The organism is Acinetobacter sp. CFCC 11171, assembly GCF_003268405.1.
Lineage (GTDB): Bacteria > Pseudomonadota > Gammaproteobacteria > Pseudomonadales > Moraxellaceae > Acinetobacter > Acinetobacter amyesii.
In genome coordinates this window covers 1-17,845 of the sequence record NZ_LQXP01000039.1, presented here as the reverse complement: position 1 = coordinate 17,845, position 17,845 = coordinate 1, and the positions used below count along the sequence as shown (strand labels likewise).

General features: G+C 37.9%; 12 protein-coding genes. 9 read left to right on the top strand and 3 right to left on the bottom strand.

What is annotated here, in order from left to right; translation table 11 throughout:
* Window positions 1-258: 258 nt before the first annotated feature.
* Entirely contained in the window at window positions 259-2,493 is a 2,235-nt protein-coding gene (locus tag AVJ20_RS15150) for an NADP-dependent isocitrate dehydrogenase (RefSeq protein WP_111885812.1), read from the bottom strand.
* 1,122 nt (window positions 2,494-3,615) lie between these two features.
* Between AVJ20_RS15150 and AVJ20_RS15145 the strand changes: the two genes are divergently transcribed.
* From AVJ20_RS15145 to AVJ20_RS15105, 9 genes are all read left to right on the top strand, one after another.
* On the top strand, window positions 3,616-4,902 hold the full coding sequence (locus AVJ20_RS15145) for a sensor histidine kinase (protein ID WP_111885811.1): 1,287 nt from the start codon (window positions 3,616-3,618) through the stop codon (window positions 4,900-4,902).
* A 92-nt stretch (window positions 4,903-4,994) separates the two neighbouring features.
* On the top strand, window positions 4,995-7,754 hold the full coding sequence (gene glnE, locus AVJ20_RS15140; RefSeq protein ID WP_111885810.1) for a bifunctional [glutamate--ammonia ligase]-adenylyl-L-tyrosine phosphorylase/[glutamate--ammonia-ligase] adenylyltransferase: 2,760 nt from the start codon (window positions 4,995-4,997) through the stop codon (window positions 7,752-7,754).
* Window positions 7,755-7,772: 18 nt separating this feature from the next.
* Window positions 7,773-8,699, top strand: a complete 927-nt coding sequence (locus AVJ20_RS15135; protein ID WP_078191262.1) for a branched-chain amino acid transaminase — start codon at window positions 7,773-7,775, stop codon at window positions 8,697-8,699.
* An 83-nt stretch (window positions 8,700-8,782) separates the two neighbouring features.
* Window positions 8,783-9,670, top strand: a complete 888-nt coding sequence (locus tag AVJ20_RS15130; RefSeq protein WP_111885809.1) for a mitochondrial fission ELM1 family protein — start codon at window positions 8,783-8,785, stop codon at window positions 9,668-9,670.
* Window positions 9,671-9,935: 265 nt separating this feature from the next.
* Window positions 9,936-11,489: a sulfatase-like hydrolase/transferase gene (locus tag AVJ20_RS15125; RefSeq protein ID WP_162689782.1), complete on the top strand. Its 1,554-nt coding sequence runs from the start codon at window positions 9,936-9,938 to the stop codon at window positions 11,487-11,489.
* Between the two features lie 172 nt (window positions 11,490-11,661).
* Entirely contained in the window at window positions 11,662-12,471 is an 810-nt protein-coding gene (locus tag AVJ20_RS15120) for a polysaccharide deacetylase family protein (RefSeq protein ID WP_111885826.1), read from the top strand.
* A gap of 3 nt (window positions 12,472-12,474) precedes the next feature.
* Complete coding sequence (locus AVJ20_RS15115; protein ID WP_111885807.1) at window positions 12,475-13,467, top strand: glycosyltransferase; 993 nt, start codon at window positions 12,475-12,477, stop codon at window positions 13,465-13,467.
* A 1-nt stretch (window position 13,468) separates the two neighbouring features.
* Window positions 13,469-14,491, top strand: coding sequence for an ELM1/GtrOC1 family putative glycosyltransferase (locus tag AVJ20_RS15110; RefSeq protein WP_162689781.1), 1,023 nt, complete (start codon window positions 13,469-13,471; stop codon window positions 14,489-14,491).
* Window positions 14,492-14,592: 101 nt separating this feature from the next.
* Complete coding sequence (locus tag AVJ20_RS15105; RefSeq protein ID WP_111885805.1) at window positions 14,593-15,648, top strand: glycosyltransferase family 4 protein; 1,056 nt, start codon at window positions 14,593-14,595, stop codon at window positions 15,646-15,648.
* A 52-nt stretch (window positions 15,649-15,700) separates the two neighbouring features.
* Here the strand turns inward: AVJ20_RS15105 and AVJ20_RS15100 are convergent, their stop codons facing one another.
* Both AVJ20_RS15100 and AVJ20_RS15095 read right to left on the bottom strand, forming a co-directional pair.
* Window positions 15,701-16,672 (bottom strand): polysaccharide pyruvyl transferase family protein, encoded by a 972-nt coding sequence (locus AVJ20_RS15100; RefSeq protein WP_111885804.1) that lies wholly within the window; start codon window positions 16,670-16,672, stop codon window positions 15,701-15,703.
* A 50-nt stretch (window positions 16,673-16,722) separates the two neighbouring features.
* Complete coding sequence (locus tag AVJ20_RS15095; protein ID WP_111885803.1) at window positions 16,723-17,811, bottom strand: glycosyltransferase; 1,089 nt, start codon at window positions 17,809-17,811, stop codon at window positions 16,723-16,725.
* Between the last annotated feature and the right edge of the window lie 34 nt (window positions 17,812-17,845).

The window sequence follows — 17,845 nt, the reverse complement described above, 5'->3', positions numbered from 1 at the left end:
TGATGTTAAATCAATTGTTTATGTCTCTTATTTTGTGTAATTACAATTTTAATGTGTATTGAATTCTTTATATTGAATAATTTTATATAGCTATAGTTGAATGAAAAATCCTAACCTTTGATAACTCACATTCATAAAATTTAGAGCTAAGTATTAAATGAAATAGTTGGCATAACACTATATAAATTGGGGTATAAAAAAACCAGCGCCGAAGCGCTGGTTTTTTACATCACTAACTCGCGTTAGTTTTGCATCAACTTATTGAGCAGCTTCAAGAGCAGCATTTAAAGTTGCGCTTGGACGCATTACAGCATTTACTTTTGCTGTATCTACAGCGTAGTAACCACCGATGTCCGCGGCTTTACCTTGAACTTCAGCAAGTTCTGCAACGATTTTTTCTTCGTTTTCAGCAAGTGCTTGAGCAAGAGGAGCGAATTTCGCTTTAAGCTCTGCATCTTCGTCTTGCGCAGCAAGTTCTTCAGCCCAGTATTTAGCAAGGTAGAAGTGGCTGCCACGGTTGTCAAGTTCGCCAGTACGACGTGATGGAGATTTGTCGTTATCCAGCAGTTTGCCTGTTGCAGCATCTAAAGTCTTCGCCAGAAGTTTCGCTTTCGCGTTGTCTTCTTTAATGCCCATTTCTTCTAGAGAAACCGCAAGAGCCAAGAACTCACCTAAAGAATCCCAACGTAAGTGGTTTTCTTCAACAAGCTGTTGTACGTGTTTAGGAGCAGAACCACCGGCACCAGTTTCGTACATGCCGCCACCTGCCATTAAAGGCACGATAGAAAGCATTTTCGCAGAAGTACCAAGCTCCATGATTGGGAACAAGTCAGTGAGGTAGTCACGTAAAATGTTACCAGTTACAGAAATTGTATCTAGGCCGCGAGCAACACGTTCAAGTGTATAACGCATAGCACGTACTTGAGACATGATTTGAATGTCTAAACCAGTAGTGTCGTGCTCTTTCAAGTAAGTTTGAACTTTCTTGATGAGTTCGTTTTCGTGTGGACGGTACGGGTCAAGCCAGAAGATCGCAGGCATTCCTGAGTTGCGTGCACGAGTCACAGCAAGTTTCACCCAGTCACGGATTGGAGCGTCTTTCACTTGGCACATACGCCAGATATCGCCTTCTTCCACGTTTTGTGACATCAACACTTCACCAGTTTCTAGGTCGGTGATGTTTGCAACACCCGCTTCAGCGATTTCGAAAGTTTTGTCGTGTGAGCCGTATTCTTCAGCTTTTTGCGCCATCAAACCAACGTTAGGAACTGTACCCATAGTGCGTGGGTCAAAGTTACCATTCCATTTACAGAAATTGATCATTTCTTGGTAGATACGCGCGAAAGTAGATTCAGGCATTACAGCTTTACAGTCGTACTGTTTGCCGTCAGCACCCCACATTTTACCGCCACCACGGATCATTGCAGGCATAGATGCATCTACAATTACGTCATTAGGTGAGTGGAAGTTCGTGATGCCTTTTGCAGAGTCAACCATTGCAAGTGCAGGACGGTGTTCTTGGCAAGCATGTAAGTCAGCAATGATTTCTTCACGAAGAGAAGTCGGAAGAGTTTCAATTTTTTCGTAAAGACCAGACATCCCGTTGTTGATGTTAATACCTAACTCATCAAACAATTTGCCGTGTTTTTCGAATGCTTCTTTGTAGTAAATCTTCACACAGTGACCGAAAACGATTGGGTGAGACACCTTCATCATGGTCGCTTTTACATGTAGAGAGAACAAAATGCCAGCTTCTTTACAATCATCTAATTCTTTTTCATAGAAGTCGCAAAGTGCTTTTTTGCTCATGAACATTGAGTCGATGATTTCGCCATCTTGAAGCGCAACTTTTGGCTTAAGAACAACAGTTTCACCAGACTTAGTGATCAATTCCATTTTTACATTGCGAGCGCGGTCTAAAGTCATAGACTTTTCGCCGTGGTAGAAGTCACCTTCGTCCATGTGAGAAACGTGAGTTTGTGACCACTGTTTCCATTCGCTCATAGAGTGCGGATGTTTCTTCGCGTAATTTTTTACTGCAGTAGGCGCACGGCGGTCAGAGTTACCTTCACGAAGTACAGGGTTTACAGCAGAACCTAGGCATTTGCTATAACGCGCCTTGATTTCTTTTTCTTCCTCAGTCGCTGGGTTTTCTGGGTAGTTCGGAACTGCAAAACCTTTAGACTGTAATTCTTTAATGCAAGCAGTTAATTGGCCAACTGAAGCACTGATGTTCGGAAGTTTGATAATGTTTGTGCTTGGATCTTGGGTTAATTGTCCAAGCTCTGCCAAGTTATTTGGCACCTTTTGTTCTTCGCTTAGATAGTCTGAAAATTCAGCGAGTACACGTGCTGCAACTGAGATATCGCGTTTAACGATTTCAACGCCAGCAGGTTTAGTAAAGGTTTCAATGATCGGCAGCAGAGAGTAAGTCGCCAATAATGGCGCCTCGTCGGTCAGTGTGTAGATGATAGTTGACTTTCCACCAGCCATATATAGCCCCTTGCTTTAGATTGTGTCTTTGAGGTCCGAGCTTGTGGCTCGCCTCTATGAACCGATTTGCTTAAATAAAACTATGAAAGTATCGGGGTTCATTGCTTTTCAGTCAACGCAAGATCCTGTGATGTGGTCATTTCGTAGAAAAATGATACAAAAGAAGTGCAGTTTGACGCCCAATTTTAGCGCAAAACCGAAAAGGGAAATATTGAAAGCTTGTTATTCATAGCTTAAAGCTATTGAACAATTAAATTTAAATCATTTTTTTTGGGCTGATCTGTTCTTTATGGCTCGTTCAAGTTTTATTTGTAAAGCAAAGCGTTTGATAGGTCAAACCGAATGCCTTAACTTTTAGGTGTAGATTTGGTGCGTAAGTTCGAAAATTAGTCAGGATTGGTGACTTTATAAAAGAACGACGTGAGTTCAATGCTCTATTTGACTTTGAGCGCTCTCGGAATGTTTATACGATAACTTATATATCTGATGAATAAGGCATGGCACTTTTTCAGCTTCAGTCATTTGGGTGAATGAGTTCATGTGCAGTAGAAGCATGAAACGAATCTTTAGCTCAGTTTAATAAAGTAAAAGCAAGCAAGTATGGTTTAATGCTCAAATGACACACACAACTGATAAAAACGAATAAATTAGTCTAATAGAAAAACTTAAAAATAGATTCATTTAGTGTAGCTGACTGAAACGAGCATCCTGATGAGCAATCTGGTCGTAGAATAATCATAAAACTCACTATTTTTTGTGATGTAGTTAAAGAAAATTAAACCCAGTTTTTTAGGTCTTATGTAAGTGAATATTTCTTTTAGTCATGTTTTTAGTTTGAATAAAACGCGAAAAGTACGATTTAAAATAAACAGTCAATAAAATTTAAATTAATTTAAGTTTCTAATTTTATTGTTTTAATTTTTGTTTTACCTTTAATGTTATGTTCTTTATAGATATTTTTATTTTCTAATTGGATGAAAGTTCGATTAAATAGCGCATTCGTAAATGATGTTTGTTTTTTTGTTGGGTTTTGTTATTGAGTGTTTGGGCTATTTTTGCTATTAATCTTGAACAGAACAGTTGGTTTTTATCTTTAAGATAAACCCTGAGGAGAGCAACGGGATGGCTTTACGTTTACTGGATATTGGTACACAAACCGAATTATTAACTGCCTGTCGTTTGTCTTTATTGATGGGGGTTTATACGGACGACAACCGCATTGCAGAATTTTTAAAGTTTGCGCGTGGTATTGTGCAAGTCGAGAATGCTGTCCTCGCATTTAAAAATGAACCTTATATATGGTATGCGTCAGAGCACATATTTAAGGCCTTTATGGCCGAAGCTGATGATGATCGTCTAGATCAGTTTTTTGCTGAACATTCTCGTATAGACCGAGACGCTGAAAATTACCAAGCTTATTCCAACTATATGCAAGAACTTGGATTAGGGCATCAGCGTTTAGTCGCTTTCGATTTAAAATATGACCAAGAATCTATCGGTAAAGTGATATTATTTGATGATCAAGTCACTGCATTTGAATCCAAACAATTAAAGATCGTTGAAGAATTTGTACAAAGTCTAGTCAACATCATTCAACTTCGCGTTGAAAATGCCGAATTAAAAGAAGCTTATGAACAGCAGTCGGCACTGAATTTTAGTAAGACTAAATTTTTCCAAATTATTGCTCATGATTTAAGAGCGCCATTTCATGGCCTATTGGGCTTTTCTGAAGTTTTGGCGCAGGAGCGCAATACCTTAGATGATTCAAGTGTGCAAAATATTGCAGACTATTTATATGACACCACACAGTCGACGTATAACCTCTTAGAAAGCTTATTGAACTGGGCTATGGCAGAAGGTGGTCGCTTTGTTTATCACCCGATTAATTTTGATTTGCATCAGTCTGCAAAAATTGTGAGTGATGTCTTAAATAGCTTGGCCGTGAAGAAAAATATCCGACTGATCAATGCCGTGCCTGAAGGCATTAAAGTCAATGCAGATATCAATATGATCACATCAGTGATGCAAAATTTGGTGTCAAATGCATTGAAATTTACTCATACCGATGGACGAGGTGTGGTGACGATTTCTGCCGAACAAGATGGTGAACGGATTTTATTCACTATTCAAGATACTGGATTGGGGATGACCCAAGCTCAGATTGATGATTTATTTCAGCAAAAACTGACGGTTAGTATTAAAGGTACGGCAGGAGAGCGTGGTACGGGGTTGGGTTTAGTGCTGTGTAAGCGCTTTGTGGACTTGAATCAGGGTGAAATTGTGGTGAACTCGAAAGAAGGTGAAGGCACACAATTTAAAGTCTGGCTGCCAAAGGCGACAAGTCTGCATCAAACCCTAAGTACCGAGAGCTGCAATGCACAGAAAGATGCGACCTTAAGCGAGCTTTAAAGCGCGTCTATTGGTATAAAAGCCTAAAAATACTTTTCCCTAAGCGTTATCAACTGTTATAACTAGAAAAAAATCACGCTAGGGTTTGTGAAATGAATACGGAGCAATTGCAGAAAACATTACGTGCCAGTCAATATGCTGAACAGGTGCTCGGAATCCATCAGGCCAGTTTAGAACAAGACTATGCAATTGATCAGTTTCAAACCTCGCTCAGTACAGCACAAATTCAACATTTTGTCGTAAGCAGCCTTGCCGATATCCAAGATGAAAATAGCTGGATGCGTGCAATTCGTGTGCTGCGCGCACGTCTGATGTTTCGTTGGATTTGGCAAGATGCCAATCAACTCACCGATGTCGTCACCTTAACTCGAGAGCTTTCAGACTTTGCCGATGCATCCATCTGTGCGGCAAAAGATTTTGCACTAAAGCCGTTGATTGCGAAATATGGCGAACCGCTAAGCTATAAGGGGAAAGTTCAAGACCTGATTGTGGTTGCCATGGGAAAACTGGGTGCGCAGGAACTTAATCTTTCAAGTGATATTGATCTTATTTTTGCCTTTGATGAACAGGGTGAAACCAACGGTCGAAAATGTATTGATGTGCAGCAGTTCTGTATTTTATGGGGCCAGAAATTAATTTACTTGCTTGACCATATTACCGCAGATGGTTTTGTCTTCCGTGTAGATATGCGCCTTCGCCCATGGGGCGATGGTTCTGCCTTGGCAATCAGTCATGCGGCATTAGAAAAATATTTAAGCCAGCATGGACGCGAATGGGAACGCTATGCCTGGATTAAGGCACGGATCGTCACGGGCGGTAAAGAAGGCGCCGAGTTACTGGAAATGACCCGACCTTTCGTCTTCCGCAAATATGTCGATTACACCGCTTTCGAAGCTATGCGTGACATGAAAGCCATGATCGAACGTGAAGTGCTACGTCGTAATATCGAAGATGATATTAAACTCGGTGCAGGCGGAATTCGTGAAGTAGAGTTTATTGTTCAAGTCTTTCAGCTCATCTATGGCGGTTCAAAACTCGAGTTGCAAGACCGTCAATGTTTAGTGAGTCTGCATCATTTAGGTGAAGTTGGATTATTAGAAAATACCGCGGTTGCTGATTTAGAAGATGCGTATTTATTTTTACGTCGTATTGAACATGCGATACAAGCGCTCAATGATCAGCAAACCCAATCGTTGCCACATGAGCCTGAACCACGCCAACGTATTTTAGATACTTTAGGTTTTGCATCTTGGGATGACTTTTTGAATGTGCTCAATCAGAAACGTGCCAAAGTCATTTACCAGTTTGAACATCTTATTAAAGAAAAAGAACCCGATCCGTTATTGGAAAGCTTTAGTCATTTAGAAGCACAGTTAAATGATGTTTTAGATGATGATGCCAAAAATTTAATTCACGAATTTTGGTATGGGCATGCGCTGAAAAAATTACCTGCCAAAGCAGTACAGCGTTTAAAAACTTTTTGGCCACATCTCATTGAGGCGATATTACAGTCCGATAAACCTCAGGTGGCCTTACTACGTCTCATGCCTTTGGTGGAGTCGGTGCTGCGCCGTACGGTCTATTTGGTGATGCTGATTGAGAGCAAAGGGGCATTACAACGATTAGTGAAAATGGCAACAGTGAGTCCGTGGATCTGCGAAGAATTGACGCATTATCCCGTGCTGTTGGATGAGTTTTTATCGATGGATTTTGAGCTGCCAAAGCGTAAAGATTTAGAAGACTCTCTACGTCAACAACTGCTTCGAATTGAAATTGATCAAGTTGAAGATCAGATGCGTGTTCTTCGATTATTTAAAAAATCCAATGTCTTAGCAGTAGCTGCTAGTGATGTTTTGGCCGAAAGCCCGTTGATGAAAGTATCGGATGCATTGACCGATATTGCTGAAGTGTCTGTGAATGCAACCTTGCATTTGGCATATCAAATTGTTGCCAAAAAACATGGCTATCCAATCGATGCAGAAGGGCAGCGTTGTTCGATTGATCACACGGCTTTCGCGGTAATTGGCTATGGCAAGGTGGGTGGCATCGAGCTGGGTTATGGTTCGGACCTGGATTTGGTGTTTATTCACTATATGGACGAACAAGCGGATACCGATGGACAGAAACCAATTAGTGGCTTTGAATTTGCCATGCGGGTTGCACAAAAATTTATGTCCTTAATGACCACGCAAACCCTAGATGGTCGAGTGTATGAAGTGGACACACGTTTACGACCTTCGGGAGAGGCGGGGTTATTGGTGACCAGCTTAAAAGCTTTTGAGCAATATCAACATAAAAATGCTTGGGTCTGGGAGCATCAAGCTTTGGTACGTGCCAGAACCATTGCAGGCGAGCACAGTTTACGGATTGAAATTGAAAACTTGCGCTGCAATATTTTGACGCAGCCACGAGATGAGAACAATGTTCGTGCAGAAGTGCTCAAAATGCGCCAAAAAATGAAAGACCATCTAGGTTCTTCTAAAGAGCAGCAAAAAGATGGAATTTTTCATTTAAAACAAGATGCAGGTGGTATCGTTGACATCGAATTTATGGCACAGTATGCAGTATTAGCATGGAGTGGGTCGAATCCCGATCTCGCCCATTACTCTGACAACGTACGAATCCTTGAGGATGCCGCAAGAACGGATTGCTTATCCAGCGCCGATGCGACAGCATTGATTCAAGCTTATCTCCGTGAACGAGCCGAGAGCCACCGTTTAGCACTTGCGAATCAATCCATGCAAGTTTCAGCTGACGATTGGCACGATACCCGAGTGGTCGTTTGCAAGCTATGGCAAAGATTAATTGATCCAACTGCAACGTTTGCATTGGATAAAAATGACTGTGTATAAAAATTTGGAGTGTGTGCCATGAACTTGGCTGATCGTGATGGTTTTATTTGGCAAGATGGACAATTGGTTGACTGGCGTGAGGCAAAAACTCACGTATTAACACATACATTGCATTACAGCATGGGTGTGTTTGAAGGCGTCCGTGCTTATGAAACTCCGAATGGAACGGCTATTTTCCGTTTAAAAGAACACACTAAGCGTTTATTAAATTCTGCAAAAATTTATCAAATGAAAGTCCCATTTGATCATGCAGCATTAGAACAAGCTCAAATTGATGTGGTTCGTGAAAACAAATTGGCTTCTTGCTACCTACGTCCAATTATTTTTATTGGTTCAGAAAAATTAGGTATTGCAGCAACTGACAATACCATTCATGCCGTTGTTGCTGCATGGAGCTGGGGTGCTTACCTTGGTGATGAAGCGATGGCGAAGGGTATCCGTGTTAAAACGTCTTCATTTACGCACCATCATCCAAACGTGACCATGTGTAAAGCAAAAGCATCTGGTAACTATACTTTGTCAATTCTTGCACACCAAGAAGTGGCACATGCTGGCTATGACGAAGCAATGTTACTCGACCCACAAGGTTATGTATGTCAAGGTTCAGGCGAAAACGTATTCTTAGTTCGTGATGGCGTGATTCATACTCCTGACATCGCGGGTGGTGCACTTGATGGTATTACCCGTCAAACCATTATTACGATTGCGAAAGACCTTGGTTTTGAAGTGGTTGAACGTCGTATTACACGTGACGAATTCTATATCGCTGATGAAGCATTCTTCACAGGTACTGCTGCTGAAGTGACGCCAATCCGTGAATATGATGACCGTCAAATTGGTGAAGGTTGTCGTGGTCCAATCACTGAGCAAATCCAAACTGCATTCTTTAATGCGGTTCAGGGTAAAGACCCTAAATATGCGCACTGGTTAACTTACGTAAAATAAGCTGATCGGTTAAGATGAAAAGGCGAAACTAAGTTTCGCCTTTTTTATTGGCTTGAAGATATTGAATTTTTGGGAACGTGACTATGCATATTGTTTATGTCAGTGATGGTAAAGCAGGACATCGCTCACAAGCTTTGGGTTTATTTAAAGCCATGCAGCGCCAATCTCAGGAAGCAGTCACATTTCAAGAAATTTCAATTGATGATTTGCCTATAGTGACACTTATTTCTGCGCTATTTAGCCATCAGCTTCATGCCGTAGAACACGAGCCAACCTATATTTTTGGCGTCGGCAGCCATACACATTTTAGGGTATGGCTGTTGGGCAAAGTGTATAACAAAGCCAAAACCATTATTTTAATGAAGCCAAGCTTGCCGTTTGCATGGTTTGATTATGCTGTGATTCCACAGCACGATGGTATTCAGGCATCTAATAAAGTACTAACCACACAAGGTGCGTTAAATCCTATTGTAAATGAAGAGCGGCATCAGCATGGTCGAATCTTGATCGCTTTGGGGGGCTCGTCAAAACGCCATCAGTGGAATGCGGCTAAAGTACTCCAAGCGATTGAACAAATAGTCGAGCAGAATCCAAATTCACAAATCATTTTGACCACTTCACGGCGCACACCAAAAGCGTTTTTAGTAGAATTAAAACAGTTAAAGAATATTGAAAAAGTACAGATTTTCCCAGTTGAAGTCACTCCGCAAGGTTGGATTTTTGAAGAAATGCAAAAAGCCGAAGCGGTTTGGGTAACTGAAGATAGTGTTTCAATGATTTACGAGGCTCTCACCGCGGGTTGTAAAGTCGGGGTGATAGAAGTGGATCGACTCAGACATGATCGAATTACAACATCTGTCGATCACCTTTTTCATCAACAGTATATTACTCATTTTACTGCCTTGTCTAAGTTAGCTCAACCACAATATTTTGCTGAAGCAACTCGAGTTGCAGTTGAAATATTCAAATAATGAACAGATTCTTTAATATAAACATCTAGATAAATTAAGATACTAAAATGCAGTGACTAACGCTTACGCTTTTTTTGAACAATATCAATAAAATAAATGATGGAAAAAAAGCCGTAACTTAAGTACAGTGGCGTTCAAAATTTGTATCTAAGGAAAATAGCAGCAAGTCCTGATACAAGAACATTATCGGAGATAGGAATGAGATTGCTTCTACATAAAAAGAGTGTAATTCACTTTTTTTTATACATTTTTTTTAGTGCTTTTTTTGGGGGGGGCAGAATACTTTTTAACAAAGAATGGCGTAGTAAGTATTGAGTTCTCAAAATATGTTGAAAGTTACATATTAGTTTTCATTTTATTTTATCTCAGTTTATTATCTGGGTATAAAACTTTTTCCTTAATTGTAACTAACTTTATTATTTACATTATTGGTTCCAATATTGTTTTTTTGACCTATTTTGGCCGTTTATTAATGCCTTATGATATTAGTCAATTTTTTTATGAATTTGCCGATATTATGGGAGGATTGTCTGGTGGAATAAAAATTTTCCTTATTCCGCTGTGTCTATATTTACTGCTGATTGTTTTAAATACTATTTATATTTTGAAATATGTAAACAATAAAGAAGCAGGATATAAAAAATACCTCTTTTTTATGGTTGCCGTATTAGGTTTAATGGGACTTATGGTTCCAGCCTTAAAGGGAAAAGTCTTTGAAAATAATCTACATTACCCAGTTGTGAGAAATACCATTAATTGTATTTCCAACTTTTTAATTGGAAGCAGTAAATCTTTATTTTCAGAACCTGAAGCTAAAAAAGTATATTCAAAATACAGTGTTGAAAATATTGATACAGTGCAAGACTTTAATGTGATTGTGGTCGTTGGTGAAAGTACTGCATTTAAACATTTGGGCTTATATGGTTATGAAAGGCAAACCACCCCATTTTTGAGCTCACTTAATGGGCAATCAGGATTTAAATATTTTTATGGCATCAGTCGAGGTTTTTCTACACGTATTGGTGTTCCACTTTTGCTTAATGTTATTTATGAACCAGATAATGCTGAGCAGTTATTATCCATGCAAACAAATTTATTTACGCTTGCTAAAGAGACTGGCCGCAATACCTTATATCTATCTAATCAAAAATCTGGCGTTCTCGCATCTTTAGTAAACATGAAAGATATTAATCAATTTCATGATGTTTTCTCTAAAGAAATGCCAGAGAATACAACTGATATGCGATTAATAGAGTTGATGGAAAAGAAGAAAGAGGCTTTAGCGAAAACGCCATATTTTATGGTTCTGCACCAGCGTAATAGTCATTTTGCATATGAAGAAAACTACCCGCAGGCTTATAATTTTTATACAGGCAATAAAGATGAGTTTTCAAAATTAGTTGATACTTATGATAACTCAATGCATTTTCAAGATGATTTTTTTAAAGCCTTGAGAGCCTCAGCTCAAAGAGTGAGTTCTAAGCCAACGCTTATTTTCTATACATCAGATCATGGTGAGTTATTTGGTGAGAATAGTTTATGGGGGCATGGAACTCCAATTTTGCAGTCCGCTGCTGTGCCAATTCTGATGTTTGGGGTCAATGGTGCTGAAAAATGGGTAGATGATCTTCAATATTCAAATTGTTATATGACAAATTATGAATTGGGTAAAATTGTTGCTGCTTCATTTGGACGTAAAATTATTAATCCAAATGAAAATAACGATCAAATTTTTATTAATATTAATTTACCGCTGGATAGCTCTAGTAAATTTACAGAAGTAAACGCTAAAGAAGCCAAAGCCTTATGTTCACAATAAGGCAGCACTCAATTTAAAAGGGACTTAAAAACTGATTTCTATTCAATATAGAATTCAGTTTTTTAATGGAATTTTAAATACACAATACGGCTCGCTCAATTTGAGAACTTTTCTTTTCTTATGAAGAGGACTGTGGCACTATTTGGAAAGGAACTTTGGTTTGGTCCATATTGTGATTTATATTTGTATTTTTACACTCATGATTTTACTCGCGTGGAGTTATAAATATGCTTGGTGGAAGCCCGCTGTAGATTGGAAAAGACCGCGTATTTTAATGTATCACATGGTGTCTGAGCATATCGATGGTGCAAAATTTAATAAGTTGCGGGTTAAACCTGAAGAGTTTGAGAAGCAAGTGGCTTGGATGAAAGCTGAGGGTTTTCATTTTGTCACAATGCATGAGTTGCAGCAAAATTGGGGGCAGCATCCTAAAAAAACTGTAGCAATTACCTTTGATGACGGCTATTTAGATAATTTAGAGAATGCTTTTCCCATACTAGAAAAGTACCAAGCCAAAGGCACTATTTATGTGGTGGTTGATCGCCATGATCGTGACTGGTCGACCTATAAAAAAGCCCATCATAATAGTGGTGAATTGGCACGTGAACCGAAACTTAATGATGAGCAAGTTCGCTTTTTGGCACAAAGTGGTATTGTCGAAATTGGTTCACATACATTAACGCATGCCAATTTAGATAAATTAAATGATGCTGAGTGTTTGAAAGAGCTTGATGAATCTAAACAAGCTTTAGAAAATTTAATATTAAAACCCGTAGAGAGTTTTGCCTATCCTTTCGGCATTTATTCTGAGCGCGATGTGCGTTTAGCAGAGCAGGCAGGTTATAGCAATGCTGTGACCACCAAAGAGGGCATTGATGGCCTAAGTCCCGACTTTATGCAATTACAACGGATTAAAGTTAGTGGTAAGGACTCAATGTTTGCGGTGAAGTTGCGGATGAAATTAGGTAAGCGTGAGGGGTAGTCTGTGCGTATTACTTTGGTGATGGCTAGCTGTGAAGATGGTGGTTTAGAAAAACATGTTATTGAACTTGCAAATGGTTTAGCAAATGAACATGACGTGAGCGTAATCGCACATCAGCGCTTTAAAATTTTTTTTAATAATAATGTTCAATGTATCTGTTTTGATATGAGTGGTAGTCGTCATAATCCATGGACCAAATATCAGCTTTTGAAAAAAATTAAGATGACTCAGCCTAATATTGTGCATGCACACGCATCGAAGACAGCACAGCTCATGAGTGGGTTAATAGATAAAATCTCTGTACCATGTGTGGTTACGATTCATGGTGCAAAATCTAAATTAAAACATTACTTTGCTTTTGATCATATTATTGCAGTCAGTCAAAAGTTAGCAGAACAAATAGACCTACCTTCTAAGACATCAGTGATTTATAACGGTGTTGACTTGTCGGAAAAGCCTAATAAATGGGAGAAAAATAGAAAGTTTATTGCGATTGGTCGCTTAAATGAAGTTAAGGGTTTTGACATACTAATCACAGCCTGGAAGGATATTGATGCAGAACTCAATATTTATGGGGAAGGCGAAGAATTTGATCGTTTACAAAAGTTGATTGGTGATCTGGGTTCAGAGTCTCGGATTAAGCTCTGTGGATTTAGTCATGAAATCCAGAAGAAAATTAGTCACCATGAGGCTTTGGTTGTTTCCTCACATCGTGAAGGTGGACCTTATACTTTGAGCGAGGCATTGTTACTCAATCGACCTGTTTTTGGAACAGATGTTGGCATGATGAGCGAATTTGTGCCCAAAGACTTATTATGTCAGCCAGCTAGTGTAGCTAAGTTACATGCCGTGATTTTAAAGTACTTAGAACTAGATCATCCTTTAGACAACTATGTTCCTTATTTTAGTAAAGCTCAACAGCATTTAAGTTTTAACATGATGCTGAATCATACTTGTGAGATATATAGTAAATTAATTCAAGATGGAGTGGCTTAGGATGGTTAAGATTGTACTATTAACTGATGGTAAGCCTGGGCATGAAACGCAATCTATTGGCATTGCGAAATTACTTAATAAAGCGCAGAATTTTGAGATTATTAAGATAACAATTAATAAGCCTAAAAAAATTGTACAGCAAATTTTTAAGCGGTTTTATAATATGCTGTCTAAAGAGTGGATGTTAAGCTTTTTCTTAACGCCAGAAGCTTTAAAAACTTTGAATGAAACATCTGATCTTTTTTATATTGTATCTGCAGGTGGTGATACGCTTTTAGCGAATGCATTATTGAAAAAAATTTTAATAAATAGTAATCCGAGTTTAAAAAATATAATTGCAACATCATTAAGAGGTATGCCTGAATCTGCTTATGATGTAGTCTTTACGATTGATCCACATAAAGAAAATCAAGCTCCTTATTTATTTTATCCTATTGCTCCAAATAAGATGGTGAGTTTTAATCTCAAACAAGATGAGATTAATGCAAAAAATAAACTCGGTTTGAATCTGGACCAATCTATTGTGAGTATATTGTTAGGCGCCGATACAGCAGATGTAAAAATTGGTAGTGGTTCAAATTGGTTAAATTTAATCAAAAATTTGGCCTTGCAAAATATGACTCAAAAATATTTTGTTTGTACATCAAGGCGTACTCCTGAACTATTACAACAGGAGTTGAAGCAAGAATTATCTTTGCCGAATGTTAAGCTGATTTTATTTGGGCAAGAGCAAGGCATTACAATACAGGATTTGATTTTTTCTGCGCATAGTATTATTTGTTCACCTGACTCAACTTCGATGTTAAGTGAGGCAATAATTGCGAATAAGAATGTGATTGTGCCACTTTTTCAGAATACCAAGCTTAGTCAAAATTTCCAGAGCTATTATCGGAAGATGAATCCTTATGTGATGTGTGTAGAGGCTCAAGAGGTGAATGAGCTGTTAGATAGTCCTAAGTTTCAAGATCAAAATCACGTTGATATCTTGCAAACTAAATTCGTTCAAGCTTTGAATCTTGCATAATTTAAAGCGCATTGAACAATGCTAAAGAACGAATTTACTTTATTTAGAGTGAATCTAGTCAATAAAAGCAAAACTGAAGATGATTAAATTTTGAGTAAATTATGAAAGTTGTACAAACGGTTTATGGGGATGCCTCGGGCGGGCGTTGGCAAGCAATGCTTAATACCTATGAGGCTTTAGAAAGTAAGGGTCATGAGGGGATGATTGTTTATGGCACTGATAATCAAAAGCAAAAAATTGAGGGCTATCGCTCTTGGTGCCTAAATAACTCAGGATTTTATGATCCAGTCGCTACAGTTAAATTAGCACTATGGTTAAGACACTATAAACCTGATGTGGTGATTGCTCATAGTGGGCGTGCGGTTTATTTATTTAAAAATGCACTGCTTTTTGCACGAATTCAATGCCCTGTTATTACGATGAATCATAGTCATAACGTGAAAAGAACATTACGTGCAGATGGATTTATTCATATTACTCCTTATGTAGGGCAGTGTGTTGCTGAGGCTGCTAAAAAGAAAGGGGTAGATTTGAGTCAAAAATCACAAGCGGTTATTTCAAATTTAATACATTTACCAGATGATGAACCTTCTTTTGCTAAAAACCTTGGGGAACCCGTAGTCTTAGGTATTATGACGCGTTTAGTTGAATATAAAGGTACACATATAGCAATTTCTGCTGTAAAACAACTGAAGCAAAGAGGTTATCTAGTTAAATTGTTAATTGCTGGAGAAGGTGAGCAAAAGGAATCCTTGATCAAGCAAGTTAAAGACTCTAAGTTAGAAAATGAAGTTGAGTTTCTTGGATGGATTGGGGGCAATGATAAAACAAAATTCTATAGAGATATTGATATTGCCCTTGTTCCTACCATGAATGACACTCAACCTTTAGCTATATTAGATGCTTTTGCTTGGAGGGTGCCTGTAGTTGCGAGTGATCATATTAGTGTTCAGCAGATCATTAGACATGATGAAAATGGCTTGATGGCAAAATGTGGCGATGTGGAAGATTTAGTCCAGCAGCTTCAATTTTGTTTAGATCACCCTGAAAACTTGCAGCGTTATGCAGTGCAAGGACATGAAAATGCACAACAAAAATATAGTTTTAACAAAGTTGCAAAACAGCTACATACTTTTTTAACATCTTTAAGTACTTAAAGGCAAAGCGAGTCATTAATGCTGATATTAATGACTCGTTCACATATATGACCTAGTGTTGAATAAAATCCGCACAGGTTTTTTTAAGATGAGGTATTAACTCTTGGTAATTTGTTGGATTTTTGGGAATTGAATTCAAAACAATGCGCTGTGTGCTATTTAGATTTAATATAGATTGGTGTGTTTGAGGATCAACGCTAATAGTGTTAAATAAATCCATTAAGCCATTGAAGCGACATGTATCACCTAAAGAGTCAAACCCATTAATAAAAATGACAGGTGTACCTAAGGCTAAGCAGGGTAAAGCACAGTGAATTCGAGAGGTGATTACAAGTTTGGCGCGTGCATACTTATGCAAAAGATCTTTAGCAATTTTAAATTTTTCATCTTCTGAATAAGTATTCGAAGGCAATTCATGTTCAATATATTGAGCTTGATCGAGAATATCTTGGCTAAAGTGTTTTTTTAGAATTTTATCTATTGCATTTAATTTAAACATGTCTCCAGTTTTTATATATTTCCGAATACTATTGAAACTTGTTAAAAACTTCTTTTTTGATGGAAAATTAAATAATGGGTCAACAATATAAATATCATCTGTATGTTCATCATCGGGTGCCTTATAGCCGTCTAATGTGAGTGTCAAGCATCCTGAAAAGTAAGCATCTATACCATAAGCTTGTAAGGTTTCTTTTGTATGATAGTCACGACAGCCAATCGGAGCATGTTGTTTTAAATATTCAATCCCAGCTTCGGAGAGCATATCGTTTTCAGCATATTTATTGACATGGAAGGATATAAAAAGGGGATCAATGTGAGGATGTGGAATCCAAGTTTTTGGATGATGAGTAAACCAGCCATTCATAATCAGCTTAGTACGATCACCACTAAAATTTCCAAGTTCTTCTCTGTTAATATAATAATCAATAGAAGGTAGATACTGTTGAGCAGCAAGACTTTGAATATAGTCACCTATATTAAATGTCTTTTTACCTTCTAAATAAATCATGTTTGAATATTTCATCAATAGCCTCAAAAAAAATTAAAAAGGAAAAGAATATGTTAGTAAAAATATCAAATACGTAGGTCTAGAATTTTTTGGGTCATGTTTTCGATATGAACTTTAAACTTAAATTCGTCATCATAGTGATAAGGTTTATGCAAGCATTTTTGAATGGCCTGACCCAATGCCACGATGTTTTGTTTCTCTACGAGCATAAAAGAGAAGTTTTGTTGATTGAGTAAATCTTGAATACCTAAAGAGGAATTATAACTAACTACAGGTATATCCAGTGAAATTGCTTCTGCTAAGGTCACTGGGCTCCCTTCATACAGTGAGGAGAGTACTAAACACCTACTTTGAAGCATCACTTTATAAGGTTCTTCAATCCAACCTAAAAAATCAACTCGGTTTAAAATTCCTAGATCACGTGCAAGATTTTCGAGATTACGTCTTTCTGTTCCGTCACCAACAATAGCCATTCTGCGCTTTGTTTCACACATGGCAAAAGCTTTAAGAGCATGATCAACTTGTTTAATTGGTACTAGTCTTCCAACAAAAATGACGTCCCATTTTTTGTCTGTAGATGAATATTGATTTAGATATTGAGATGGAACCGTTACACCATTGGCAATAGTTTTGACTAAGCTTGGGTTAGCATATCTTTTAGCTTTATTTTCTAGATCACGGTTAACAGTGATTAACTTTCGATTGTGAAATAATTTAGAAAATTTTCTTTTATTTTTGAAAAAACGTAGGTATTCTTTCATTTGCTTCAAAGGGTTATTAAATTTACGAACTTCTAAAAGATCACCATGAATCCAATGCCAAACGTTCCCTTTTAAGTAGGGTGCTAACCAATGCCCGTTATTATACCCGGTTATAATAAGATCAAAGCTATATTTTAATAGTTCATTAATTTGGTGTTTCTCGTATTCATTTAGTGTTTTATTTTTCCACATTTTCCCCTTAGAAAAGGAAATTTGGACTTTAAGATCTATATACTTAATCGCTTTTGAACAAGAGTAATGATTTGAATTACCATTTAAAACAGCGAGATGAATATCATGCCCATTATTAGCCAAATATTCGGCTAACTGCAGTGTGATTTTCTCCGCTCCACCGCAGCCAAGATGGTCAATAATAAATAAAATTTTATTCATGATAAATCAAAAAAGTAAGCTAACTATCTTTTAG